We start from the raw sequence: 22,700 nt of genomic DNA, 5'->3' as shown, positions 1-22,700 counted from the left end.
CGCCACCCCCACGAGAACAGGATGTGCGCGACCATGGGCGATCTGCTCCTCGTCCGGCACGGCGAGACGCCGTGGGCCCTCTCCGGGCAGCACACCAGCTGGACGGACGTCCCGCTCACGGACAACGGCAGGGAGCAGGCGCGCCACCTCGCGCCGCTCGTCGGCACGTACCGGATCGGTGCCGCGTTCACGAGCCCGCGGGTGCGGGCGCGGGAGACCGCGGAGCTGGCCGGGTTCAGGAACGCGCGGGTCGACCCGGATCTGAGCGAGTGGGAGTACGGCGCGTACGAGGGCCTCACCACCGTCGAGATCCAGCGCACGCACCCCGACTGGTACCTCTTCACGGACGGGGTGGCCCCGGGACCGCCCGAGCACCCCGGCGAGACGCCCGACCAGGTCGGTGAGCGCGCCGACCGGATGCTGGCCAAGGTCGACGCGGCGCTCGCCGAGAACGAGGGCAGCGTGGTCCTCTTCGCGCACGGCCACTTCCTGCGCGTCCTCACGGCCCGCAGGCTCGGCCTGCCCACCTCGGGCGGCTCGATGTTCCTGCTGGCCACGGGCACGGTGAGCCGGTTGAGCACCGAGCACGGCAGACCGGTGGTGGCGGGCTGGAACCTGCGTCCCGCCGGGCCCGCGAACTGACGGGGAATCCGCGGATTCTGGGGATTCGAGGCATTCGACAGGCGCGATCTTGATCATCAAGACTGCGCTCATGCGATACGGCGTGAACCTCCTCAACTTCGGCGCGGGCACGACCCCCGAATCCCTCGTACGACAGGCCACCGACGCCCGCGACCTCGGCCTGGAGTTCGCGATGATCTCCGACCACATCGCGGTGACGCCGGACGTCCACGCGGTCTATCCGGCGCCGTTCTACGACCAGTTCGTGCTCGCCGCGCACCTCGCGGGCCGTGTGCCGGGGCTGCGGCTCGGCACGACCATCACCGTCATCCCGTACCGGCATCCGCTGCAGACCGCCCGCATGGCCGCCAACATCGACCGGCTGAACGAGGCCGGGTTCATCCTGGGCGCCGGGGTGGGCTGGTCCGCCGCCGAGTACGAGGTGCTCGGCGTGCCCTTCCGCGAGCGCGGCGCGATCACCGACGAGTACCTCGCGGCGATACGCGCCGCGTGGAGCGAGGACCCGACGTCCTTCCAGGGCACGTACGTCGCGTACGAAGACGTCCGCACCGCCCCGGCCCCCGCGACCCGCCCCCACCTGCCCGTGTGGGTGGGCGGCAACTCCCCCGCCGCGCAGGTGCGGGCCGCGCGTCTCGGCGAGGGCTGGCACCCGTTCATGCCGACCCTTGCGGCGCTGCGCGAGGCGCTCCCCCGCATCGCGGAGGCCGCCGCCGCAGCGGGCCGCCCCGTGCCGGATCTCGTGCCGCGCCTGCAGATCCGGCTCGGGCAGCAGCCGGACACCGCGGAACGCCCGCTCGGGCACGGCAGCGCCGACCAGGTCCGCGGTGACCTGGAGACCCTCGGGGAACTCGGCGCCACCGACGTACTCCTGGACACGTATCCCGGCACCCCCGAGGAGCGGACGGACGCCGACGCGGACCGGCGGGTCCTTGAGCTCGTGATGTCGACGGCACCCTGATGTCAGTGCCGCAGGACACCATCGGTACCAGGTGACGGGACCGGCCAGGGAAGGGGTGCGTGTGCGATGAGACCGCCGACTGCCGTCCAGCGACGGATCATCGAGGCGGCGGACCCGGCGACCGGGCGGCTGTCCGGCACCGAGACCCAGCTCACGGGCCTGGTGCGGGCGCGCCTCGCCTTCCGCCATCCCCGGCCGCCGCACGCGTACTTCCTGACGCCCGCGGGTCATCGCGTACGCGAGGAGGGTGTACGCGATGAGGGCACCGCGCCCCCGACCCCCGAGCCGCCACCCTCCCCCTCGCCCGCGCCCTCCGGAGTCTTCGCCGCCCGCACCGGCACCGAGCCGACGCCACCCGGCGCCCAGGGCCCCGCCCGCGCGCGGGAGGTCCGCACCGCCTGGGAGGGCCTCGTCGAGCTGCGCCGCATGACCAACACCGACGGCTCCCGCGACCGCCCCTGCGCCTGGGAGCGGAGCCACTTGGTCCAGGCGGCGGCACTCGCCCTGGAAGCCACCGGCTGCCTCCCCGCAGGCCCCGGCACCGACGGCTACCGCGTCACCCCCACCCCCCAACCCGAGGCAGTAGCCGTACACGCCCCGACCCCGGCCTCCCTCCACACCTGCGCCACCGCCCTCAACGAGGCAGGCTGGCAAACCAGCCAACACAAACCCCCACGCACCAACACCCCCTACCTCCTGGCGTCCCCGCGCCGAACGTAAGCCCCTTCAGGGGCGCGGGGAACTGCGCAACAAACCACGACGCCCCCGCAGAAAGGACCACACCAAGACGGACCACCCAGGGGCGCGGGGAACTGCGCAACAAGCCACGACGCACCCGCACCGACACACCACCCCCACCGGAATGCCCCACCCCACCGATGAGTTGAACGCACAGGGCACACCCCGTGCCCCGTGCGACCCAACCCCGTCGAAGGGAACCCCGTGGCAGACCCGTATTCCGTGAGCATCGGCGTCCGTGGCTACGAGACGGATTCGCAGGGCCATCTCAACCAGGCCGTGTACCTCCAGTACGCCGAGCACGCCCGCTGGTCCCTGCTGCGCGAAGCCGGCATCGAGCAGACCGACCTGCTGGACAAGGGCGTGGGCCCGGTCGCCCTGGAGAACACGCTCCGCTACCGCAGCGAGCTGCGCGCGGGCGACGAGATCACGGTGACCTGCCTGTTCGTGTGGGGCGAGCGCAAGACCTTCCGCACCGAGCAGACGATAGCCAAGGCGGACGGCACGCTGGCCGCGACGGTCACGGGGGTCGCCGGTCTCCTGCACCTCAAGGAGCGGCGGATGGTGTCGGATCCGCTCGACTACTTCCGCGCACTGGCGTCCGACCCGGGCCTGCTGGGCCTCTAGCCGTCAGGCGCCCCACCCATCCCTCACCCAGCCGTGTACATGACATCGTTACCCAACCGACCCACGACGTTCACACGCGGATACGTACATCCGTGCCACTCTCCCGGTTGTTGATTGGTCAACTCGCGTAGACCGCGCGCTCATTGGGCGGGCGCGCGGCGCGCGAGGACTCCGGGAAAGGACACACCCCACATGCCCGTCCCGCGCGTACGCCGCTGGCAACCCCTGGCCCTGACCGCCGCCGCGGTCCTCGTCGGCATCACCGTGCCGGCCACCGCCACGGCCACCACCTCCCCCACACCGGCCCCGGCACCCGCAGCCGTCGGCGCCTACGACGACACGTACTACCAGGATGCGCTCGGCAAGACAGGTCCCGAGCTCAAGTCCGCGCTGCACACCATCATCAGCGACCAGACCAAGCTCTCGTACGACCAGGTCTGGGACGCCCTCAAGAGCACCGACGAGGACCCCGCCAACGCCTCCAACGTGATCCTGCTCTACTCCGGCACCTCGCGGAGCAAGAGCAGCAGCGGCGGCGACCAGGGCGACTGGAACCGCGAGCACGTCTGGGCCAAGTCCCACGGGGACTTCGGCACGGCCACCGGCCCCGGCACCGACATCCACCACCTGCGCCCCGAGGACGTCACGGTCAACAGCATCCGGGGCAACAAGGACTTCGACAACGGCGGCAGCGCGGTCGAAGGAGCCCCCGGCAGCCTCACCGACGACGACTCCTTCGAGCCCCGCGACGCCGTCAAGGGCGATGTGGCCCGCATGATCCTCTACATGGCCGTGCGCTACGACGGCGAGGACGGCTTCCCCGACCTGGAGCCCAACGACCAGGTGGACAACGGCAGTGCGCCCGCCATCGGCCGCCTCTCCGTCCTGAAGCAGTGGAGCGACGAGGACCCGCCGGACGCGTTCGAGAAGAACCGCAACCAGGTCATATTCGACAAGTTCCAGCACAACAGGAACCCGTTCATCGACCACCCGGAGTGGGTGGAAGAGGTCTGGTGAACCACCCGGTCGAACCGGGTACGGCACCCGCGGCCCGCGACTCCGTCAGGGCCGCGGGTGCCGCCCGCCCGCACGGCCGTAATTCGCTTGCCCAGCAACCTGGTTGACGCCACACTGCGCCCATCATGAACACTGCTCCCGGGGACCCGTCCGGCACGCCAGGGGGCCTGTGGTCCCGCAACTTCACGCTCTTCTTCGCCGCCCGCGGCGTCGCCAGGCTCGGCGACATGATGGCACCGGTGGCGCTGGCCACCGGTCTCGTCCTGAGCGGCTACGGGGCCGGGGTCGTGGGAGCCGTACTGGCCAGCATGACGGCCTGCTTCGCCGGGTTCGTCATCTTCGGCGGGGTGATCGCCGACCGGGTGAACAACCGGGTCCTCATGATCGGGGCGGACCTGGTGCGCGTCGGCGTGCAGGCCGTCATGGCCTGCCTCTTCTTCACCGGCCACATCGTCGTCTGGCAGATCTGCGTGCTGTCCGCCGTCAACGGCATCTGCGCCGCGCTCTTCCAGCCGGGACTGCCCACCCTCATCCCGCGGATCGCCGCGGACGTACAGGGCGCGAACGGGGCCATCCGCACCATCGAGTCCCTGATGACCATGGCGGGCCCCGCGGTGGCCGGAGCGCTGGTCGGCCTCACCGAGCCGGGCGGGGTCTTCGTCGCGTACGCCTGCACGTACTTGGCGAGCGCGATCTGCCTCGCCCTGCTACGCCTCCCGGCACCGGACCACCGGTCCGTGAAATCCCGAGGCAACTCCTTCCGATCCGACCTGTCCCAAGGCTGGCAGGAGTTCCGCTCCCGGACCTGGCTCTGGGGCGTCATCGTGATCTGGATGGTCCTCATGATCGCGTCCTGGGGGCCGATGGTCCCGCTGATCGCGACCCAGGTCGTCTCCGAACACGGCCCCCGCACGCTCGGCCTCGTCAACTCGGCCATGGGCGCGGGCATGGTGGTCGGCGCGCTCGTCGCCATGCGGGTACGGCCGGTGCGCCCCCTGCGGGCCGGTTCCGCCGCGCTCCTCCTGTACTGGCTGCAACCGGCGTCGGTGGCCCTCGACCTCCCCGTCCCCCTGATCGCCACCGGCCTCGCCGCCGCCGGCGCGGCCAACGCCTTCTGGGGCGTCATGTGGACGACCAGCATCCTCACCCAGGTCCCGACCGACGTACGAAGCCGCGTCCACGCCTACGACGTGGCAGGCTCCGTAGCCATGCTCCCCGTCGGCCAGGCCCTCGCCGGCCCCGCCTCGGAAATCTTCGGCATACGCCAAGTCCTGGCCTTCAACGCGGTAATCGCCCTAGGCGTGGCCCTGGCCCTCCTCTCCGTACCCGCCATCCGCAACCTCCGCAAGGCGGACAGCCGAGGCGTGACCGACTCCTCCACGACCGCGGTCGCGGAATCGGCGGGGAAGGGGGCGGGTTGAGGGTCAACCGGCTCCGCTGCCGTCGAACTCCTCGACCCAGGCATCGAAGTCCTCCTTCCCGTGCAGATACTGCCCCGGCGCCGCCAAGAGGTCCGCACCGGAGAGCCGGTCGACGGCGGTCCAGATCCGCCCTTCACACAGCTGCGGAACATCGCTCTCCCTCACGCGCAGCGCCCACGCGGAAACCTCCTCGGGCGTGACCGCACCGTCGGCCAGCGCGCGCAGGCGGGACCGCGTCGCCTCCTCCACGTCTTCATCCACTGTCGTCGCCCCTCAGGAAGCCCGGGCCTCGGACCTCCGTGTGCCAACTCTCGGCCTTGGCGAGATATGGTCCGCTCACTTCGTCGGAACCGGCGACGTAGGCGAGCCAGCGGAGTTCGTCGCAGGCGAAGAAGGCTTCGCCCCAGGTGTCGGCCCAGATCCGGAGCTTGCCGTCCGGTGAGTGTGTCAGGTCCCACCACGCCCAGCCCCGGCTCTCCGAATCGGGGTCGAACTCGTGGAGCCAGCCCTGGAGTTCCCAGGATCCGCCCCGGATCGCCGCGGCGTAGCGCTCTCGGCCCCGTCGCGCGAACTCCGGTGCCCGGGCGAAGAGCGGGCCGCTCACCGTGGCGAACCACCCCGGGACGGAGTCCGCGGGCAGGTCCTCCTCGGCGAAGTCCGCGGAGAGGGCAACGCCCAGCGCGGCATCGAGCACGGACCTCAAGCGGGCGGCGTACGCCTCGGTGGGGACGGTCGGCCTGACCTCGAACCAGCTCAGCACCGGCGGCGCGCCCTGAGCCCGGGGCCGCCGTGCGACGCGCCCCCTCTCCCGCTCGATGTCCTCGACCTCGTGCAGCATGCCGCCGGTCTCCTCTCGGGGGTGGAAGTCGTCGGTCTACCAGTCGACGACCCATTGGCTCTCGCGGAAGAAGCCCTCCAGCGATGCGTGGTCCTCGACCCAGTGGTCGCCGCAGCCGTGCTCGAACTGCCGGTCATGGGCCAGCAGGATCAGGTAGCTGGGCGGGGAGTCGGGAAGTTCCTGGATCTTGACGTACTTTCCCGCGTCGTCCCCGGAACGGATCCGTCCGGCCTTCTCGACCTCGATCACCGAACCTCCGAAGCGTGCATGAGCCCGTGCCGGGTCAGTCGTCGCCCGGGACCGCCGCGAGGAACGCGTCGATCTCCTGGCGGACGTAGCGTGAGACGTCGGTCAGGGTGGCCACGGTCTCCTTGAGTTCGTGGGCGAGTTGTGGGGCGGCGGCCCAGGCGGCGGGCTTTCTGGTGACGACCGCGTACAGCAGGTCGTCGTCGAACCAGCCGCCCTCCGCCTGCTTCGGCGCGGTGTCCCGCAGGATCTCCACCGCCAGCGGCAGCAGCCAGGGCAGCCCCACGTCCTGCCCGATCAGCCGCGCGAGCTCATGCGGCTCCAGGGTGCCGACGGGGCGGCGCCGCAGCTCGTACACGTTCCTGACCATGGGGGTCGTGTCCACGGGAGGGTCCGGCCAGCGCCGGCCCTCCAGTTCGTCGAGGGTGCGGCCGCGGTCGAGCGGCGCCTTCGGAGCCGGCATCTTCCTCGGTCTCCTACGGCCTGCGCTCGAGCGCGTCGAGGTCGGCCAGGCTTTCACGGACCTGTGCCTGAAGCTGCTCATTCGTCATGTCGTCCGCATCGCGCAGGCCAGGATCGATGACGTAGTCGTCGAGCGCGTAGAAGACCTGGTCGAGGATCCTGGAGAAGGGTTCCCGCAAGCGCTCTCGCAGGTGCAGGGATTGCCGTCGGGCGTCCAGCCATGCCACGGCGAATTCCTCGCCACCGATGTCGTCCGCCGCGAACGACTCCATGAGTGCCATCTGTTGCGCGGTGGCCGACCCTTCGGCGACATCACTCTTCGAGGCCCACGCCACCTGAACGGGCCGGGCCTGCGCCGCCACCGCGAGAACGGCCGGGTGGCTGCGCCCGACCCGTTTCGCGTATCGGGAGAAGTCGACGGTCGCCTGGTCGACCCCTTCGGGGATGCCGCCCCGGAGGAAGTCTCCCTCGCCGGCGATCAGCGCGTATCCCTGGTCGGTGACGAGAAGTGCCCCGGCGAGATCGGGCAGCACGATCAGGAACTCCCCATCGTTCCAGGGGGTTTCCCGAAGGATGCTCTCCTGGGTCGCCGCGATCTCGATCCCCGGTTCCGCGACACCAGCCTCCTCCACACGGCATGCGATGACGTGATCGTGGCCCGCCTGTGCGGCGCCGGAGCTCACTCGTCGGGCCAGATGCTTGTCCATCCCGGAGGGGGAAGGCACCGGCACCACGCTCTTGTCACTCGCGGCGAGCCACTCGCGCCGGAAGGATCCCGTGCCGGAGACGACGTCCCGCACCCCTCTGCCGCTGTCTCTGCCCATTCTTGAATTCCCTTCCTTGCTCACCAGAGGAACCCTCGCTGCACGATGTCGGAGAACTGGTTCTTGTTGAGTTGGAAGGCAGACCAGAACTTGCCGTCGGAGCGGAGCATGACCATCTTCAGTGACTGCGGGTCGATGAAGCCGACGGCTTGCCCCTGCTTGCGGTAGTTGTACCGGAAGATCTTGGTCCCTGGAGCGGTCATGTGCTCCTGCATGGACTTCTGGAAGGCCTTGAGGTTGGCTCCGTTGAGGTTTCCCGGATTGTCGAGGAAGTCCTTCGCGTGAGAGTGGAACTTCTTGCTCATCACTTTTTGGCTTGAGAAGTCGGCCTTGTCCGACCAGCCTCCCTTGGCGCAGGGAGCCAGCCCCAGAGGATCTGTCCAGCTGTGCGGGTTGTCGACATAGCCGTTGGGGTTGTCGGACGGGGCGAGGCCCAGAGGGTCGGGGCTGAGGTAGCGGCTGGTCTCGGGATCGTAGGTACGGAAGTAGTTGTAGTGGAGCCCGGTTTCCGGGTCGAAGTACTGGCCCGGGAAACGCAACGGTGTGTACGCGGCGCCCCTCGCCTCCCCTGTGGTGGTGCCCCACAGGGTGGTACGGCTGTGCCAGGCGATGTCCCCTTGTTCGTCGATCAGTTCACTGGGCGTGCCGACCAGATCGGTGACGATCGCGAAGAAGCGGGAGTCGATCTCTTCCTGGGAGGCGTCGTCGGCCCCGATGCGTTCGGTCTGCGCGACAGGGTGCAGGTCCTGGTGGTCCCAGGTGAGGGTGACGGGGCTCGGCAGCTCGTCGGCAGTGGTGGTCTGTTCGCAGAGTGTCGCGCCGTCCCAGCTGAACTCGACCTGCTCGACCACCGAGACGCCGTCCGCCGCCAGCCGCTGCTTGGCGATGCGCCGGCCCAGGGGATCGTAGAGGTAACGCCAGTGGGTGCCGTCGGGAGTGATGACCGAGGCGAGCCGGTCCTCGGCGTCCCACGCGTAACGCCAGGTGTCCGGCTTTCGGGACAGTCGGGTCTTCTGCCGCAGCACGATCCGGCCCAGCGCGTCGTGCTCGTAGCGGACGGCTCCGGCCCGAGTGATGCGGGTGCCCTCGTACGTGCGGGTGCCGGTGGCTTCCGCACCCGGTTCGGCGACGGGCCAGGACGCCTGTGTCTGGTTGCCCACCGCATCGTAGGCGTAGCTCTCGGACCACGCCTCTGCCCGGACCGCCGTGACGCGCCCGGCCGGGTCCACGTCGAAGTGACGGGTGCCGTGCAGGTCGTCGTCGAGCCCGACCAGGTTGCCGTCCGCGCGGTAGTCGTACGCGCGCCGTCGGACCGCTCGTCCGCCCCCACCCGTGACCGACTGGAGGGTCAGGCGACCGCGGGCGTCGTAGGTGCTGGACACGCCGATGTCGGCGCCGATCCGCCGGATCGTCTCCTGGCCCGACGGGTCGTACTCGAAGGCGATCGTGCGGCCGGCCGTGTCGAGCGCGGCGAGGTTGCCGGCGGCGTCGTACGTGTAGCCGCTGGTGGCGCCGCTCGGCGTGGTGCGGCTGATGCGACGGCCCAGCGCGTCGTAACGGTAGGAAGTGGTCCGGCCGTTGACCGATTCCGACAGCAGGCGGCCGTTGAGGTCATGCCGGAAGTCGACCCGTGCTTGCGGGGCGACGGCTCGCGTCAGCTGTCCTGCCGCGTCGTACGCGAAAGTCGTGCTGATGCCGTCGACGGTCTGGCGCACGATCTGCCCCAGCTCGTCGTAGGCGAAGTGGGTGTCGCGGCCGAGCGCGTTCGAGCGGGAGACCAGCCGGTCCGCGGCGTCGTGACGGTAACGGAGCGCGCGCCCGTCGAAGTCCGTCTCACTGCGCAGGCGTCCGGCAGGGTCGTACTCGTAGTCCCAGGTCAGGCCCTGCGGGTTCGTGACCCGAGTGAGTCGCAGTTCGCTGTCGTGCGTGAAGGTGTGGCGGACGCCGTCGGGCCCCGTGCGGGCGGCGAGCAGGTCGAAGGGGGCGTACTCGTAGCGGGAGACCGCCCCCATCGCATCGGTGTGGGTGGTGCAGTTGCCTTCGCCGTCGTAGGTCCACGACTCGCTGCTGCCATCGGGGGTGACGCGGAGCGTGAGGTTCCCCTCGACGGTCCACTCCATCCGGGTCACATTGCCCAGTGGATCGGTGCACGTGACGGGGCGTCCGAACGCGTCTCGCCCGTATCGCGTCGTCGCGCCCAGCGGATCGGTGATGCTTTCGGGGAGTCCGGCCGGGTTGCAGCGCACGCGGGTGGTGTGGCCGAGCGCGTCCGTGACCGTGGTCAGATGACCGGTCCTGTTGTAGGCGGATCGGGTCACGGCTCCGGCCGGGTCTGTGACTCCGGTGAGATTGCCGCGCTCGTCGTACTCCCGGCGCCACAGGATCCGGTCCCCTTCGGTGACCGTCGTCGGCAACCCCAGTTCGTTGTACGTGGCGGTCGTGGCGAGGCCGTCCGGGCGGGTGACCGATGCGACCCGGCCCTGCTCGTCGTAGCGGTAGCGGGTGGCGTTCCCCACCGCATCCACCACCCCCGTGAGCCGCAGTTCCTCGTCCCACTCCTGGGTCGTGACGTGCCCGAGGGGGTCGGTCTCGCGGGTGAGGCGGAATGCCTGGTTGTGTTCGTAGACGCGGACGTGCCCGAGGGAGTCCGTCACGCGGGTGGTGCGGGTCGCGTCGTCGTAGGTGAGGGTGGAGGCGAGGGCGTGGGCTGTGCCGTCGGTGGTGGTGACGCGGCCTTGGGGGTCGTAGGTGTAGCGGTAGGTGGTGCCGTTGCGGTCGGTCCAGGAGGTGATGCGGCCTTCGGCGTCGTAGGTGTAACGCATGGGGAGGCCGGAGGAGTTGGTCTCTTCGGTGAGGTGGCCGGACTCGTCGTAGGTGAAGGTGACCAGGGGGGTGGTGGCGGGGTCCGTCGGGGATTCGAGGCGGAGGGCCGTGATGCGGGAGTCGGCCTCGTCGCGGTCCAGGGCGATGCGGTAGCCGCCGGAGTGGGTGACGGCGGCGGGGATGTCGCCTTCGGTGTACTCGATGGTGATGCGGTTGCCGTTGCGGTCCTGGAGGTACTGGAGCGGTACGTCGACCGCCTCGCCCGCGGCGGCGGGGACCGGGCTGTGGAAGACCTGGGTGATCCCGCTCTCGGGGTCGGTGACGCATATCGCGCCGTCGAAGTCGTCGGCCCAGGAGAGGGTGAGGCGCGAGCCGGGGGTGTCCGGGCGGACGGGCGTGTTGCTCTCCGGGTCGGGGACGGGGAAGCAGAGGCGGGCGCCGTCGGCGGCGGCGTAGATGAAGCCGTCGTCGTCGGCCTGGACGCGCTGGTCGAGGGTGGAGGCCCAGGACGGGCCGAACCAGCCGCCGTAGCGGTACGAGGAGAGGTGGGTGCGCTCCAGGAGGAGCGGGAGCACGCCGGGCAGGTTGACGTCGGTGCGCGGCAGCGCCATGTCGCCGGTGGCCACGTCGATCGGGTCGCGGACGAACTTCTTGAGGGCGTTGCGCACGGAGGCGGGCAGTTTGTCGAAGCCCGGGCGGAGCGAAAGACGTTCGAAGGAGGCGCAGTTGAGCTTCATGGCGCTGCGCAGTTTGGACAGGTCCTTGGGCTTGAGTTTGCCGAGTCCCTTGCCGAGCAGGGTGCCCAGGCTGCCGAGTCCCACGCCGAGGGCCGCGCCAAGGGCGAGGGTCTCGGCGAGTTTGCCGGGGTCCTTGAAGGTGGAGGGGTCCTTCAACAGGGTGTCCAGGGCGGCGAATTTGGCGCCTTCGCCCGCCATCTTGCCGACCCGCGCGATCGTCTTGATCTCCTTGAGGGCCTTGAGGGCCCTGCGCAGTCCGCGGATGACTTCGAGGACCGCGCGGATGGTGCGGGCCATCGCGGTGCCCGCGTGTTCGATGCGGCCGATGAGGGCCATGACCTTGGCGAAGCGGGCGCCCGCGGCCAGGCTGCTGACGACGGCGGAGGCGCCGCCGGTCAGGACGGACAGGGCGAGGCCCGCCATCTCGACCTCGATGATTTCGAGGATGATGACGTTGAGTTCGGTGAGGAGTTCGTGTGCCTCGTCGGCGTACTTGTCGAGCGCGTCGGCGCCGTCCCGCAGCGAGTCGGCCATCTTCGTGGCCTGCGAACGGGTCTTCTTGGCCCGCTTGTTGAAGGCGGTGGCGGTCTTGCCTTCCCAGGTCACGTCCCGCAGCGCGGCCTCGGCGTCCTTGACGGACGCGTCCACGGCCTTGGCGAGCGACCGCCATTTCTTGGCGATCTCGCGGACGCCGTCGGGGTCCACGGCGGGGTCGGTGATGCCGAGGAACTCCATCATGCTGGCCATGTTGTCGCCGGCCATGTGGTTGAACTTGTTGATGTAGTGCAGGGGGTTGAGGTCGACCATGGGGTTCAGCCCTGCTTCTTGCCGCGTGCGGCGGCTTCGAGCAGGACGTCGAGGACGTCGAACGCCTCGGACAGGTCGGTCATGAGTTTCGCCTCGCCGTGCCACTCGTCCACGAGGTCCTCGGCGACCTCGGCGAGCGTCTCCATGCCTTCGCGCACGTCGTCGGTGGCGCTCATGAGCGCGCCCAGGGCGCCGAGCGCCGACAGGTCGTGCGACGCGGTCTTGAAGTCGTGCAGCGGCTTTGCGATGTGATGCGGCGCTTTGCGCAGCAGCGGTGCCGCCTTCGCTATCGACTCCGAGTCCTTGCCCAGGTCCCCCATGGCCGTCCGTCCCCCGATACCTCACGTTGCAATGTGCACAAGCCAACGGCAGACAGTAGTCGCAACGGGTAAGCGGAACGCCGTCATTCAGTAATGGGATGGTAAAGGGGCGAGTGGGGCAGCACCGCGACCGCCTTGTCGAAGGCCGAGTCGCGGTTCTTCTCGAACTCCTCGTCGGTGAAGACGGGCGTACGCAGGTGCGGCGGGATGCCCGTGCCGTCGAAGGTGCGGCCCGTGCGGGTCAGGAACTCCTCGTTCGGGAGCCAGATGGCCATGCCGTTGGGGAGCTTGCGCTGCAGTACGTCGGAGAAGACGCCCTGCGTGGACTCCCCGATGCGGACCGTCCTGCCGGGGCGGTCCATGAGGGCCTGGGTGAAGGTCTCGCCCGCGCTGACCGTCGAGCCGCCGGTGAGGAGGGCGACCGGTCCTGCGTAGCGGGGGGTGTCCTTGGCGGGCCGTACGGGGACGGGCTGCGGGCGGGTGTACTGGGTGCGCTTGCGGTAGGCGAGGTACGGGGTGTCGGTGAGGCGCTCGGCGATGTGCAGGCCGAGGGCGTCGGAGCCGCCGCCGTTGACCCGCAGGTCGATGATGAGTCCCTTGAGGGAGGCCGTGCGCTCGCGGGTGAGGACGGTGTCCAGGGCCTTGTCGAGCTGGGCGAGCTGGGCGGCGTACGAGGGGTTCTTCGTGTCGTATCCGGCGAAGCCGGAGATGCGCAGATAGCCCTGTCCGCCGGGCAGATCCGCGTAGCTGATCCGGCCGCTCGCGAACTCCTGCGGCTGCTCGCCCTTGAGGTCGCGGCGCACGATGTGGTCCTTGACCTTGGCGTCGAGTTCCTTGCCGGGCACGGTCGTCCCCGGGCGGACCTGGTAGAACCTGTGGTCGCCGTCGATGACCATGACATGCGCGTCGTGCAGCGGCCGCACCATCTCGCTGAAGAGGGCGAAGAGTTCGTCCCTGGTCGTGTCGGCGTGCACCTTGGCCCGGTAGGTGTCGCGTACGGCGTGCCAGTCGATGCCCTTGGCGGCGAAGAAGGGGTAGTTCTCCTCGAAGGACTGCCAGAAGACGTCGAACGCTGTCACCGGGTCCTTGGGCAATGGGTGGTCGGGGTCGCAGGTTTCGGGGAGTTCCGCGATGCGCCGCAGCTCCCGGTCGCCCGCGGATCCGGACACGTGCAGGGATCCGCGCCGGGGCCCTTGGGGCGTGACGGTGAGGACCGTGCCGTCGGCGGCGCTGTACCGGCCCGGTGCCGTCCGCTTCGCGGAGCCGCCCTTCAGGCAGCTGATGTCCGTGGTCTGGTACTCGCGCAGCCGTCCGTCCTTGATGGTCAGGGCGGCGCCGTAGCCCTCCACGCGCCAGACGCCCTCGGCGGACGCCGGTGGCCGGGTCTGCTGCGTCGCCGCGGCGGGCGCCATGGCGCCGCCCGCGAGGGCCAGAGCCACGGCTGCCGTCGCGGCCTTGGAACTCCTGTGTCGCACGGTCTTCCTCTCCCTGTACGCGATCTGCGTCAGGCCATCCACGATCGCCGGGGAGCCGGGCCCGCACCATCGGGCGGGCCGGAAGATCGGCACGGGGGATATCCCCCGCACCCCCTCAGGCCTCCACAAGACCCCGCTTCTCGTCGTACGCCGCCCGTGACTCCGCGATCGTGACCCGGTGCCGCTCCGCCCAGCCGGTGAGCTGGAGGAGGGTGCCGTGCAGCTCGCGGGCCACGGGGGTGAGCTCGTACTCGACCTTGGGCGGGACCGTGGGGTGCACGGTGCGTTGCAGGAGGCCGTCGCGTTCCAGGTTGCGCAGGGTCAGGGTCAGCATGCGGCGGCTGATGCCGTCGATGGCGCGCTCCAGTTCGGTGAAGCGGATGGGGCCGTGCGTGGCGGCGATGATGATCGGGACGCTCCATTTGCCGACGACCCTGTCAATAACTTCGCGGACCGGGCACGCCTGCGCGTTCACGACCTGCGAGGTAACACCGGTGTTCCCCTGGGACATCAAAGTGCCTCCTTACTCCCCGCCCTCATGGGCATTCACGATGAGCCCCGTTACAAGTCGTGCACCTTTGCAGCTCACAGGCGCCAAGTACGGAGGTCGTCACCATGTCCCAGGCCGTGTCCGAGGTCAACACCCCAGCCCCGCCGGGGCGCTCGCCCCGCGGGGCCGCCTCGCCCTGGGCGTCGCTCGCCGTCCTCTCGTCCGGGGCCCTGATGACGATCATCGACGGCAATATCGTGACGGTCGCGATGCCCGCCATCCAGAGCGATCTGGGGTTCTCGGCGGCCGGGCTCGCCTGGGTGGTCAACGCCTATCTCATCGCCTTCGGCGGGCTGCTGCTGCTCGTCGGGCGGCTCGGGGATCTCGTCGGGCGCAAGCGGATGTTCGTGTCGGGGCTCGCGGTCTTCACCGCCGCGTCCGTGGTGTGCGGCGTCGCCACCGGTCAGGGGGTGCTGATCGCGGCCCGCGCCCTCCAGGGGGTGGGCGGCGCGATGACCTCGGCCGTGGTGCTCGGCATGCTGGTCGCCCTCTTCCCCGAGCCGCGTGAACAGGCCAGGGCCATCGCGGTGTTCAGCGCGGTCGGCGCGGCGGGCGGCGCGATCGGCACGTTCCTCGGCGGGGCACTGACCGAGACGCTGAGCTGGCACTGGATCTTCCTGATCAATCTGCCCATCGGGGTCGTCGCGCTGGTCGCCGCGGTGCGTGTGCTCGACTCGGACCGTGGGACGGGCCTCGGCGAAGGCGCCGACTATCCGGGGGCCGCGCTGATCACCGGCGCGCTGATGCTGACCGTGTACACGATCGTGAGCGCCGCCGGGCACGGCACGGCGACGACCGTCCTCCTCGCCGCCGCGTCGCTCCTCCTGTACGTCGCGTTCACCGTCCGGCAGGCGCGGGCGGCCCGGCCGCTGCTGCGGCTCCGGCTCTTCCGTTCCCGGGTCCTGACCGGCGCGAACGCCGTGCAGATGGCGATGATCGCCGGGATGTACGGCTTCCAGTACATCGGGGCGCTCTATCTCCAACGCGTCCTCGGTTACGGCGAGTTGATGACGGGCACGGCGTTCCTGCCCGCGCCCGTCGTGATCGGCACCCTGATGCTGGGCCTGTCCGCGAGGGTCATCGGCCGCTTCGGCGCCCACCGCACGCTCCTCGTGGGCCTCACCCTGATCACGGCGGGCCTCGCGCTGCTCGGGCGGCTGCCCGCGGAGGGGTCGTACGCCGTCGACGTGCTGCCCGGGATGCTGCTGCTCAGCGCCGGGTTCGCGGCCGCGATGCCCGCGGTGACGGGGCTCGCCATGAGCGGCGCGTCCGACGAGGACACCGGGCTCGCCTCCGGGCTCTTCAACACCACGCAGGTGGTGGGCGGTTCGCTCGGCATCGCGGTGCTCACGACCCTGGCGGCGAGCCGCACCGAGTCCCTGACCGGGCACGGGACGGGCGCGCTCGCCGCCACCGCCGACGGCTACCGGCTGGCCTTCCTGGTCGCCGCGGGCATCGCGGCGGCGGGCCTGGCGCTCGCGGCGACCGTCCTGCGCCCCGGCGGCCCGCGGCGTTGACGTACGGGCCCGTGCGGCGTCAGTCGTCCAGGGCGTCCCGCACCTTCCCGAGGTCGACGAACTTGAAGTTCGTGGCGGGGCGTTCGCCGTCGCCGGGGGCGTCGTGACCGTCCTGGACGACCAGGAGGCCGTGCGGGTACTCCGGTCCGAGCGGCGCGTTCAGCGCGGCCGCGCCGTCGCACTCCTCGGAGCCGTCGAGCGCGCCGCCCGCGGGGGTGACGCGGAAGCCGCCCTCGTACTCGTTGTGGTCGCCCGGCTCGCGGTCGTACGCGGCGAAGGTGTTGTCGCCCTGGCTGGAGGCGAGGAGGTGGCCGTCGCCGTCGGACTCCTCGATCAGGGTGAGGCCCTCCACGTCGGCGGTGATCCGCCGGCCGCCGTAGCCGGGGTCGGCGCCCGGGGTGCACTCCTCCGTCTCCTCGTCGTAGACGCCGGGGACGCCGTACTCCCGCACCTTGTCGACGAGCCGGGGCTCGCCGGTCAGGTCGGCGCGCAGCCGCCAGATGCCGACGTCCTCCTGTCCCGCGTAGAGAGTGCCGTCGGCCGGGTCGACCACCATGCCCTCGACCTGCGGGAGTTCACCGGGTTCGGCGCAGGGTGTCCACGAGGTGCCGTTCGGCAGCCGGAACGAGGACGGCAGGTCGAGCGTGCGGACCTTGCGGTACGTGACCTTGCCGCCCTGTCCCGGGACCAGTTCGAGGAGCGCGACGCTGGTGCGTTCGCGGCGGCTGACCAGGGCGTACGAGCGGCCGCTCGCCCTGTCCCGCCAGGTCGCGAGGCCGTACGCGGTGCGCTGCTCGTCGATCTCGTCCTGGTCGGCGGAGAACACGGGCGGGGCGGCGGGGTCGGTCACGTCGGTGAGCGGGCCGCCGGGGCGGTCGCGGTCGATGCGGTAGAAGCGGAGCCGGTCGTTGCCGCGGTCGCTGGTGACGGCGAGATCGGCCGCGCCGTCGGAGAGCTTGAGGCCGGATATCAGGTCGACGTTGTTGAAGCGGCCCGGTGCGTCGTCGGGCCCTTCGGCGGGCGGGGCGGCGATCGACTGGACGGGGCGCGCGTCGAGGTCGTAGGCGCGCAGGCCGCCCTCCTTGGCCGTGGCGATCACCAGGCTGCGCTCCGGGTGCGCGGCGTCGCGCCAGATCGCGGGGTCGTCCGCGTCGGCGTTGCCGCCCGCGTCGTCGTCGTGCAGGACGGGCGTCTCGGCGCGCGGGGCGACGCCCGGCAGGGGGTCGGCGGCGGCCGTGGCGGTCGTGGCCGCGACCGCCGCGAGGACGGTGGTCAGGGCGAGGGCGACCGAGCCGATCGCTCGACGTGTCGGACAGTGTCTGGTCACGCGGTGTCTCCTCGTTCCGGGACGGACGGATCGTGCGTGAGACTGGGGCCTGTCCGTGTCCGCCCGGCGTACGTCGCGCGTCCGGATTCACCTCGCCCGGATGTACACGGGGTGAACCGACGCCTCGCGCACCAACGCCCTTGCGCGTCACTGGCGTTGAGGCAGGGGCAGATGAGCCCAAACCGTCTTGCCGACCTCCCGCCCGCCCACGCCCCACTCGACGGCGAGCGCCGCCACGATCACGAGCCCACGGCCCGACTCCCCTTCGGGCTCGGGGAGTTCAGGTTCCTCGGGTGGCCTGAGTTCGCCACGGGTGTCGGTGACCTCGATACGAAGCGTGTCCGCGAGGAGCGTCAGGCCCAGCTCGAAGTCGCGGCCCGGCACGCGCCCGTGGGTGACGGCGTTCGCGGCCAGCTCGCCGACGATCGCCTCCGCGGCGTCCGAGAGTTCGGTGTCGTACGCGATGCCCCAGCCGTCCAGGTGGAACCTGGCCAGCCTTCTCGCCAGGCGGGCGCCTCGCGGGGTGGCGCTCAGGCGCTGCGTGAAGGTGCGGAGGGCGGAGGGGCTGGCGGGTCGGGATTGAATCGGCATGCGGCAACGGTGGCCGCGCACCCGGAATGCCACCAGGCACGAAACTCGTACGCTCCGTAATTGTACGAGTGCGAACGGTGGACAGTACGGGTAACCCAACGTGACCATGGGCGAGTTGGCGGGGACCGATATGCGAGCGTCAGGGGATACCCGTGATGTCGTCAAGTACGTCGAGCAGTAACGAGCCAGAACCGACCGAAGGGCTCAAGGCCTTCGGCGCGGTCCTGAAGAGCTTCCGCAAGCGCGCCGGGTACACACAGGAGTCCCTGTCCCCGGAGATCGGATACTCCGCCCACTTCATCGCCTCGATCGAACAGGGCAGGCGCTTTCCGCCGACGCGGTTCGTGGACCGGAGCGAGGCGGCGCTGGACGCGTTCGGCACGTTGCGGCTCGCCGTGAACCAGCTGTCCCGGCAGCGCGGGCTCGCCTCATGGTTCCGGCGGTGGGCCCACCTCGAACAGGAGGCGGTAGCGCTCTCCACGTACGAATGCCGGTTGATCCCGGGGCTGTTGCAGACCGAGGCGTATGCGCGGACGCTGTTCGTCAACCGCCTTCCACCGCTGGACGACGAACAGATCGAGGCGCGGCTGGCGGCGCGGGTCGAGCGACAACGAATCCTCACGGAACGGCCGAACACGGCCTTCAGCTTCATCCTTGAGGAACATTTGTTCCTGCGCGGCATGGGCGGGCATGAAGTCACTATGGAACTCATCGACCATGTCCTCGAGCTGTCGAAGCGGCGGAACATCGAGATTCAGATCATGCCGGTGGCGCGGGAGAGTCATGCGGGTCTCGATGGCCCCATGCAGCTGCTGGAGACGCCGGAGAACAAGTGGTTCGCCTACACCGAGGGGCAGGAGAGTGGCCAGTTCCACGCCGACCCGAAAGTGGTCAGCATGCTCCAGATGCGGTATGCCAGGATGCGCGCACAGGCTCTCTCATTCGAAGATTCGGTGAGCCTGCTCAAGCGGATGCGAGGAGCGCAATGAGCACCCCCGAACTGGCCTGGTTCAAGAGCAGCTACAGCAGCGGAAGCTCCGGCGACTGCCTCGAAGTCGCCCTCGCCTGGCGCAAGTCGAGCTACAGCAGCGGGGGCGGCGGCGACTGCGTCGAGTTCGCCCCCTGCCCCACCACCATCCACGTCCGCGACTCCAAGCGCCCCGAGGGCCCCAGACTCGCGCTGGAGCCCCGCACCTGGGCGGAGTTCGTGTCGTACGCCGCCCAGGCGCGGGGTCACGGTCGATAGGGGGAGTGACGTCAGCGCGCGTACAGCTGGCTCTTCGGCACGATCTGCTGCTCCTGGCCGGGGCTGGACCAGAGCAGTTTCAGGTGGGCCTCGCCCGTCCGCTCCGCGTACTCGACCTTGATCGAGTGCCGCTTGCCCGCGGTGAGGGCGACCTGCGCCTTGTCGATCCTCGGCTCGTGCGGCGTCCAGGAGTCGATGACGAGCTTGCCGTCGAGCCAGACGCGGACCATGTCGTCCGAGACGGTCGTCAGCGTGTACGTCTCGGAGCGGCGCGGCTCGATCGCACCGCTCCAGCGGACGCTGAAGTTGTCGGCGGGGACCGACGCGTCGGGTGAACCGGTGTACTTCCAGGCGTGGTTGAGGGTGGGGTCGGTGCGGGTGATCTTCGGGGTGCCTTCGAGCTTCGCGTTGTCGAAGATTTCCTGCTTGAGGCCCTTGCCGCGGCCGGGGCGTGCCGTGGGTCCGGGGTCGACCGTCAGCTCGACCACGGTCGCGATGTCGTTCGTCGCGGCGCCCGACGGCGTGATGTCGTAGCCGTCACCGGCCTTGGTGACGGTCACCTTCTGGTCGCTGCCGAGGACGCGGGCCGACTTCACGGCGAAGTCGGTGCGGGCCTTGAGGTGCAGGGCGCCGCCCGCCGATGGCCACTGCGTGACGGCCGCGTACAGCTTGTCGCCCTTGCGGCTCACATGGCCCCAGGCCGGCTCGTCGACGAGGCCGCCGTAGCGGGCGCCGAAGACCGCGTCGCCCTGGCCCGCCGTGCGCAGCCAGTCGCCCATCTGCTTGAGGCGGTCGACGGAGGGTGCCGGGACGCGGCCGCGGGAGTCGGGGCCGACGTTCAGGAGGTAGTTGCCGCTGCGGGACGTGGTGGAGAGGAGGTTGCGGGTCAGGGTCTGGGCGGACTTCCAGTTCTCGTCGTAACGGGCGTACCCCCAATGGCCGTTGAGGGTCATGCAGGACTCCCAGAGCTGGCCGTCGACCGGGGCGCCCGGGATCTCCTGCTCGGGGGTGCCGTAGTCGCCGTCGACGACGCGGCGCTTGCCGACGCGGTTGTTGATGACCAGATCCGGGTTCAGCCCCCGCAGATAGGACTCCAGGCGTTCGCCGTCCTTGGCCGTCCAGGGGTTGTGGGGGTTGTCGGTGTCCCACTCGCCGTCGAACCAGAGGAGCGCCGGGTCGTAGGTGTCGACCAGCTCCTTCAGCTGGGCGTACATGCGCTTCTCGTACTGGGGGAAGGTGGCCGGGTCGGGGAAGTCCTTGTCGTGCCAGTCCCAGATCGAGTAGTAGAAGCCGAGCTTGATGCCCGCGTCGTCGGAGGCCTTCTTCAGCTCGGCGAGGATGTCGCGGTTCTTGTCGAAGGACGAATGGTCGCGCAGGTTCCAGTCGTTGACCTTCGTCGGCCACATCGCGTAGCCCTCGTGGTGCTTGGACGTGATGACGATGTAGCGCATCCCGGCGTCCTTGGCCGCCTTGACGACGGCCTTCGCGTCGAAGTCCGCGGGGTTGAAACCCTGCGCCTGCTTCTCGTACGCGTCCATGGGGATGTCGCACTGCCGCTTGATCCACTCGGCGTCGCGGCAGACGGTGCCGTCGGGGCGCCGGTACTCGCCCTCCAGGTTCGAGTACGCGCCGAAGTGGATGAACATGCCGAAGCGGTCCTGGCGGAACCAGTTGGTGCGGTCGGCGGTGAAGGGATCGTCCGACGCGTGGTCGGTCCCCGGGCCCGTGGCCTTCGGCTGCCGGGGAGCCGGGGGCCCGTTCGGGGCCGCGGTCGCGCTCGACATGGCCGCCGTGCCCACGAGGGCGGTGGCGAGGAGCAGGACGATTCCAGTGGCTCTGTGGCGCATGGGGCGGCTCCCGGGGTTCCCTAGGTGGAGGGGTCGCTCGGGAACGTAGGGAGGAATAGATCGGATGTCAATGGGGTCAACTGGCCCGATCTGGCGACCAGTTGACCCCATCACACCGCTATCGATCCGATGACTGAGACGCCTCCGCGGCTTCCGTGACCCGGGCTCCGGGGCGGCGTATCGCCCGCCCCGGCGCCCGCCCCCGCATCCCTCTTCCCCTTTCCCTCACCCCCCCCGGGGGGTCGGGCTCCGGGGGCCGGGGGGGGCCCTCCCCCCCCCCCCGCCCCCCGCCCCCGCATCCGTCAAGGCGTCAGGCCTCAGTTGAAGACGAGGATGTCCGTGCGCATCGGGATCGGGCTGTTCCAACCGATGTTGATCTTGAAGATGACGGCCCCGTTGCCGGGAGCGACGCTCGACACCTGGAACGGGGCCGCGCCGACGAACCTGTTGCCGTTGCCGTCGATCTCGGACGCCGTGATGACGACGGTCGAGTTCGGGTTGATCACACCCCAGGAGATCGTAAGGTCCCACGTCCCGTTCCCCGGGCCCCACGTCACCCAGCCCCGCCAGGCCTCACCGAGATTCCCGCCGACCGCCTCGGCCTTGCCGTCGCGGGCCACCTCCTGCACGGCCCCCGCGATCCGGGGCGTGACGGCATTGGCCGCATTGACTGTGCTCATTGCTGTTCTCCGATTCGCGCTCGCGATGAATGAATGGCACACCAACTGACCTCATCAATAGGTGAGTTGGGCCGCAATCTCCGTTCGGAATGCGGCTTGACCAGTGTTCCTCGCGAACGGCCGAACCCCCACGTTCCGGTCCACCCAGCGGAACGGGCACCGCGGCACGCCTTCTCAGAGCCGTCGGGTGCGGGGCAGGCGCGCCAGGTTCTCGCCGACCATCCGGGCCGCGCGCCGTGCCGCGTCGGCCGTGGCGGCGGACGGCAGACGGTGCCCGACGAAACACACGCCGATGGCCGCGACGGCCCGGCCTGACGGGGCGTAGACCGGTACCGCGAGACAGGTCACGGCGCCCGGTTCCTCGTCGTAGTGCAGGTCCACACCGCGCTCGCGCACCTTGCTCAGGCGGCGGGCCCACTCGGCGGGGGAGAACTCCGGCGGCGGCGCGACGGGCGGTCTGGACGCGGAGATGACGACGTCGGCCGCGTTGCCGGACGGCAGGATCAGGCCCGGCATGTGCGGGACGACCTCGTCCGCGGGTCCCGGCACCCCGCTCACGATCACCATGCGTCTGCCGACGGCAGCCGGAGCCGCCAGGGCCACGCTCGCCCCGGTCGCCGCCGACAGACGCCGCAGAGGCTGCACGGCGGCCCTGCCGAGCGGATGATGGGTGCCCCACGACCGCGCCAGATGGGCCACCGCGGCGCCGATGCGGTAGCGGCCCGACTGGCGCTCCACCGCGCCGAGCGCCGCGAGCTGGTCCAGCAGGCGGTGCGCGGTGGCCTTGGGCAGTCCGGTGCCGGCCGCGAGGTCGGTGAGCCCCGCGTCGCCCGCTCTCGCCAGCTCTTCCAGGAGCAGGAACGCCCCTTGCAGTACGCCACGGCCGACCGGGGCCGCGGCCCTGTCCTCGGGCGGCGGCGTCCGTCCACGCTTCATGATGTCCCCCGTTCCCCGTTCCCCGTACGCCGTTTCCGGCGGCCCGTGAGGGTGGCGGGCCCGTGAGGGTG

Annotated in this window: 23 protein-coding genes; 9 read left to right on the top strand and 14 right to left on the bottom strand. The window is 70.4% G+C overall.

The genetic code is table 11. The features are described from left to right. The first annotated feature begins 33 nt into the window (after nucleotides 1-33). From ACFWZ2_RS21800 to ACFWZ2_RS21775, 6 genes are all read left to right on the top strand, one after another. A complete protein-coding gene (locus ACFWZ2_RS21800) occupies nucleotides 34-642 on the top strand; it encodes a histidine phosphatase family protein (protein WP_384548038.1) in 609 nt (202 codons plus the stop codon). Nucleotides 643-712: 70 nt separating this feature from the next. Continuing rightward, nucleotides 713-1,600: a TIGR03619 family F420-dependent LLM class oxidoreductase gene (locus ACFWZ2_RS21795; protein WP_384548036.1), complete on the top strand. Its 888-nt coding sequence runs from the start codon at nucleotides 713-715 to the stop codon at nucleotides 1,598-1,600. A gap of 66 nt (nucleotides 1,601-1,666) precedes the next feature. After that, the gene (locus ACFWZ2_RS21790; RefSeq protein WP_384548034.1) at nucleotides 1,667-2,320 is read left to right on the top strand and encodes a hypothetical protein; all 654 of its coding nucleotides are present in this window, start codon (nucleotides 1,667-1,669) and stop codon (nucleotides 2,318-2,320) included. A gap of 222 nt (nucleotides 2,321-2,542) precedes the next feature. Continuing rightward, nucleotides 2,543-2,965 carry an acyl-CoA thioesterase gene (locus tag ACFWZ2_RS21785; RefSeq protein WP_384548032.1) on the top strand — a complete coding sequence of 141 codons (423 nt, stop codon included), beginning with the start codon at nucleotides 2,543-2,545 and terminating at the stop codon, nucleotides 2,963-2,965. Nucleotides 2,966-3,157: 192 nt separating this feature from the next. After that, complete coding sequence (locus ACFWZ2_RS21780; RefSeq protein WP_384548030.1) at nucleotides 3,158-3,982, top strand: endonuclease I family protein; 825 nt, start codon at nucleotides 3,158-3,160, stop codon at nucleotides 3,980-3,982. Between the two features lie 125 nt (nucleotides 3,983-4,107). Continuing rightward, nucleotides 4,108-5,403: an MFS transporter gene (locus ACFWZ2_RS21775; RefSeq protein ID WP_384548028.1), complete on the top strand. Its 1,296-nt coding sequence runs from the start codon at nucleotides 4,108-4,110 to the stop codon at nucleotides 5,401-5,403. Nucleotides 5,404-5,406: 3 nt separating this feature from the next. On the opposite strand, the gene ACFWZ2_RS21770 is transcribed toward ACFWZ2_RS21775, so the two are convergent. From ACFWZ2_RS21770 to ACFWZ2_RS21730, 9 genes are all read right to left on the bottom strand, one after another. Continuing rightward, on the bottom strand, nucleotides 5,407-5,664 hold the full coding sequence (locus ACFWZ2_RS21770; RefSeq protein WP_384548027.1) for a DNA-binding protein: 258 nt from the start codon (nucleotides 5,662-5,664) through the stop codon (nucleotides 5,407-5,409). Next, nucleotides 5,657-6,241, bottom strand: coding sequence for a hypothetical protein (locus tag ACFWZ2_RS21765; protein ID WP_384548025.1), 585 nt, complete (start codon nucleotides 6,239-6,241; stop codon nucleotides 5,657-5,659). The genes ACFWZ2_RS21770 and ACFWZ2_RS21765 overlap by 8 nt, the downstream gene beginning before the upstream one ends. Nucleotides 6,242-6,277: 36 nt before the next feature. After that, a complete protein-coding gene (locus ACFWZ2_RS21760; protein WP_384548023.1) occupies nucleotides 6,278-6,490 on the bottom strand; it encodes a hypothetical protein in 213 nt (70 codons plus the stop codon). Nucleotides 6,491-6,524: 34 nt separating this feature from the next. Next, nucleotides 6,525-6,950 (bottom strand): contact-dependent growth inhibition system immunity protein, encoded by a 426-nt coding sequence (locus tag ACFWZ2_RS21755; protein WP_384548021.1) that lies wholly within the window; start codon nucleotides 6,948-6,950, stop codon nucleotides 6,525-6,527. A gap of 13 nt (nucleotides 6,951-6,963) precedes the next feature. Beyond that, entirely contained in the window at nucleotides 6,964-7,797 is an 834-nt protein-coding gene (locus ACFWZ2_RS21750) for a colicin immunity domain-containing protein (protein ID WP_384548019.1), read from the bottom strand. Continuing rightward, nucleotides 7,794-12,140 carry a DUF6531 domain-containing protein gene (locus ACFWZ2_RS21745; RefSeq protein ID WP_384548017.1) on the bottom strand — a complete coding sequence of 1,449 codons (4,347 nt, stop codon included), beginning with the start codon at nucleotides 12,138-12,140 and terminating at the stop codon, nucleotides 7,794-7,796. The genes ACFWZ2_RS21750 and ACFWZ2_RS21745 overlap by 4 nt, the downstream gene beginning before the upstream one ends. Before the next feature lie 5 nt (nucleotides 12,141-12,145). Then, on the bottom strand, nucleotides 12,146-12,460 hold the full coding sequence (locus ACFWZ2_RS21740) for a hypothetical protein (protein ID WP_384548015.1): 315 nt from the start codon (nucleotides 12,458-12,460) through the stop codon (nucleotides 12,146-12,148). A gap of 83 nt (nucleotides 12,461-12,543) precedes the next feature. Continuing rightward, nucleotides 12,544-13,872 (bottom strand): S41 family peptidase, encoded by a 1,329-nt coding sequence (locus tag ACFWZ2_RS21735; protein ID WP_384548105.1) that lies wholly within the window; start codon nucleotides 13,870-13,872, stop codon nucleotides 12,544-12,546. Between the two features lie 178 nt (nucleotides 13,873-14,050). After that, nucleotides 14,051-14,446: a winged helix-turn-helix transcriptional regulator gene (locus tag ACFWZ2_RS21730; protein WP_384548013.1), complete on the bottom strand. Its 396-nt coding sequence runs from the start codon at nucleotides 14,444-14,446 to the stop codon at nucleotides 14,051-14,053. A gap of 104 nt (nucleotides 14,447-14,550) precedes the next feature. Between ACFWZ2_RS21730 and ACFWZ2_RS21725 the strand changes: the two genes are divergently transcribed. Beyond that, nucleotides 14,551-16,002 (top strand): MFS transporter, encoded by a 1,452-nt coding sequence (locus ACFWZ2_RS21725; RefSeq protein ID WP_384548011.1) that lies wholly within the window; start codon nucleotides 14,551-14,553, stop codon nucleotides 16,000-16,002. A gap of 19 nt (nucleotides 16,003-16,021) precedes the next feature. On the opposite strand, the gene ACFWZ2_RS21720 is transcribed toward ACFWZ2_RS21725, so the two are convergent. Together ACFWZ2_RS21720 and ACFWZ2_RS21715 are read right to left on the bottom strand one after the other, a co-directional pair. Beyond that, the gene (locus ACFWZ2_RS21720) at nucleotides 16,022-17,329 is read right to left on the bottom strand and encodes a phytase (protein WP_384548010.1); all 1,308 of its coding nucleotides are present in this window, start codon (nucleotides 17,327-17,329) and stop codon (nucleotides 16,022-16,024) included. A gap of 147 nt (nucleotides 17,330-17,476) precedes the next feature. Beyond that, on the bottom strand, nucleotides 17,477-17,920 hold the full coding sequence (locus ACFWZ2_RS21715) for an ATP-binding protein (RefSeq protein ID WP_384548009.1): 444 nt from the start codon (nucleotides 17,918-17,920) through the stop codon (nucleotides 17,477-17,479). A gap of 155 nt (nucleotides 17,921-18,075) precedes the next feature. On the opposite strand from ACFWZ2_RS21715, the gene ACFWZ2_RS21710 reads away from it, so the two are divergent. Then, complete coding sequence (locus ACFWZ2_RS21710) at nucleotides 18,076-18,909, top strand: helix-turn-helix domain-containing protein (RefSeq protein ID WP_384548007.1); 834 nt, start codon at nucleotides 18,076-18,078, stop codon at nucleotides 18,907-18,909. Continuing rightward, nucleotides 18,906-19,166, top strand: a complete 261-nt coding sequence (locus ACFWZ2_RS21705) for a DUF397 domain-containing protein (RefSeq protein ID WP_384548005.1) — start codon at nucleotides 18,906-18,908, stop codon at nucleotides 19,164-19,166. The genes ACFWZ2_RS21710 and ACFWZ2_RS21705 overlap by 4 nt, the downstream gene beginning before the upstream one ends. 11 nt (nucleotides 19,167-19,177) lie before the next feature. On the opposite strand, the gene ACFWZ2_RS21700 is transcribed toward ACFWZ2_RS21705, so the two are convergent. From ACFWZ2_RS21700 to ACFWZ2_RS21690, 3 genes are all read right to left on the bottom strand, one after another. Then, entirely contained in the window at nucleotides 19,178-21,013 is a 1,836-nt protein-coding gene (locus tag ACFWZ2_RS21700; protein ID WP_384548003.1) for an alpha-L-fucosidase, read from the bottom strand. A gap of 317 nt (nucleotides 21,014-21,330) precedes the next feature. Then, nucleotides 21,331-21,693 carry a hypothetical protein gene (locus ACFWZ2_RS21695; protein ID WP_384548001.1) on the bottom strand — a complete coding sequence of 121 codons (363 nt, stop codon included), beginning with the start codon at nucleotides 21,691-21,693 and terminating at the stop codon, nucleotides 21,331-21,333. 174 nt (nucleotides 21,694-21,867) lie between these two features. Beyond that, nucleotides 21,868-22,629: an IclR family transcriptional regulator gene (locus tag ACFWZ2_RS21690; RefSeq protein WP_384548000.1), complete on the bottom strand. Its 762-nt coding sequence runs from the start codon at nucleotides 22,627-22,629 to the stop codon at nucleotides 21,868-21,870. Nucleotides 22,630-22,700: the final 71 nt, after the last annotated feature.

The sequence above is a fragment of the Streptomyces sp. NPDC059002 genome (assembly GCF_042740435.1).
Classification (GTDB): Bacteria; Actinomycetota; Actinomycetes; order Streptomycetales; family Streptomycetaceae; genus Streptomyces.
This window is presented reverse-complemented; position numbering and strand designations above follow the sequence as displayed.

What these genes read in the sequence shown, in the direction of transcription:
- ACFWZ2_RS21780 (WP_384548030.1), top strand. Translation starts at nt 3,158, where the DNA reads ATGCCCGTCCCGCGCGTACGCCGCTGGCAACCCCTGGCCCTGACCGCC.
- ACFWZ2_RS21690 (WP_384548000.1), bottom strand. Translation starts at nt 22,629, where the DNA reads ATGAAGCGTGGACGGACGCCGCCGCCCGAGGACAGGGCCGCGGCCCCG.
- ACFWZ2_RS21800 (WP_384548038.1), top strand. Translation starts at nt 34, where the DNA reads ATGGGCGATCTGCTCCTCGTCCGGCACGGCGAGACGCCGTGGGCCCTC.
- ACFWZ2_RS21775 (WP_384548028.1), top strand. Translation starts at nt 4,108, where the DNA reads ATGAACACTGCTCCCGGGGACCCGTCCGGCACGCCAGGGGGCCTGTGG.
- ACFWZ2_RS21705 (WP_384548005.1), top strand. Translation starts at nt 18,906, where the DNA reads ATGAGCACCCCCGAACTGGCCTGGTTCAAGAGCAGCTACAGCAGCGGA.
- ACFWZ2_RS21745 (WP_384548017.1), bottom strand. Translation starts at nt 12,140, where the DNA reads ATGGTCGACCTCAACCCCCTGCACTACATCAACAAGTTCAACCACATG.
- ACFWZ2_RS21795 (WP_384548036.1), top strand. Translation starts at nt 713, where the DNA reads ATGCGATACGGCGTGAACCTCCTCAACTTCGGCGCGGGCACGACCCCC.
- ACFWZ2_RS21765 (WP_384548025.1), bottom strand. Translation starts at nt 6,241, where the DNA reads ATGCTGCACGAGGTCGAGGACATCGAGCGGGAGAGGGGGCGCGTCGCA.
- ACFWZ2_RS21790 (WP_384548034.1), top strand. Translation starts at nt 1,667, where the DNA reads ATGAGACCGCCGACTGCCGTCCAGCGACGGATCATCGAGGCGGCGGAC.
- ACFWZ2_RS21730 (WP_384548013.1), bottom strand. Translation starts at nt 14,446, where the DNA reads ATGTCCCAGGGGAACACCGGTGTTACCTCGCAGGTCGTGAACGCGCAG.
- ACFWZ2_RS21700 (WP_384548003.1), bottom strand. Translation starts at nt 21,013, where the DNA reads ATGCGCCACAGAGCCACTGGAATCGTCCTGCTCCTCGCCACCGCCCTC.
- ACFWZ2_RS21740 (WP_384548015.1), bottom strand. Translation starts at nt 12,460, where the DNA reads ATGGGGGACCTGGGCAAGGACTCGGAGTCGATAGCGAAGGCGGCACCG.
- ACFWZ2_RS21695 (WP_384548001.1), bottom strand. Translation starts at nt 21,693, where the DNA reads ATGAGCACAGTCAATGCGGCCAATGCCGTCACGCCCCGGATCGCGGGG.
- ACFWZ2_RS21755 (WP_384548021.1), bottom strand. Translation starts at nt 6,950, where the DNA reads ATGCCGGCTCCGAAGGCGCCGCTCGACCGCGGCCGCACCCTCGACGAA.
- ACFWZ2_RS21735 (WP_384548105.1), bottom strand. Translation starts at nt 13,872, where the DNA reads ATGGCGCCCGCCGCGGCGACGCAGCAGACCCGGCCACCGGCGTCCGCC.
- ACFWZ2_RS21715 (WP_384548009.1), bottom strand. Translation starts at nt 17,920, where the DNA reads ATGCCGATTCAATCCCGACCCGCCAGCCCCTCCGCCCTCCGCACCTTC.
- ACFWZ2_RS21710 (WP_384548007.1), top strand. Translation starts at nt 18,076, where the DNA reads ATGTCGTCAAGTACGTCGAGCAGTAACGAGCCAGAACCGACCGAAGGG.
- ACFWZ2_RS21725 (WP_384548011.1), top strand. Translation starts at nt 14,551, where the DNA reads ATGTCCCAGGCCGTGTCCGAGGTCAACACCCCAGCCCCGCCGGGGCGC.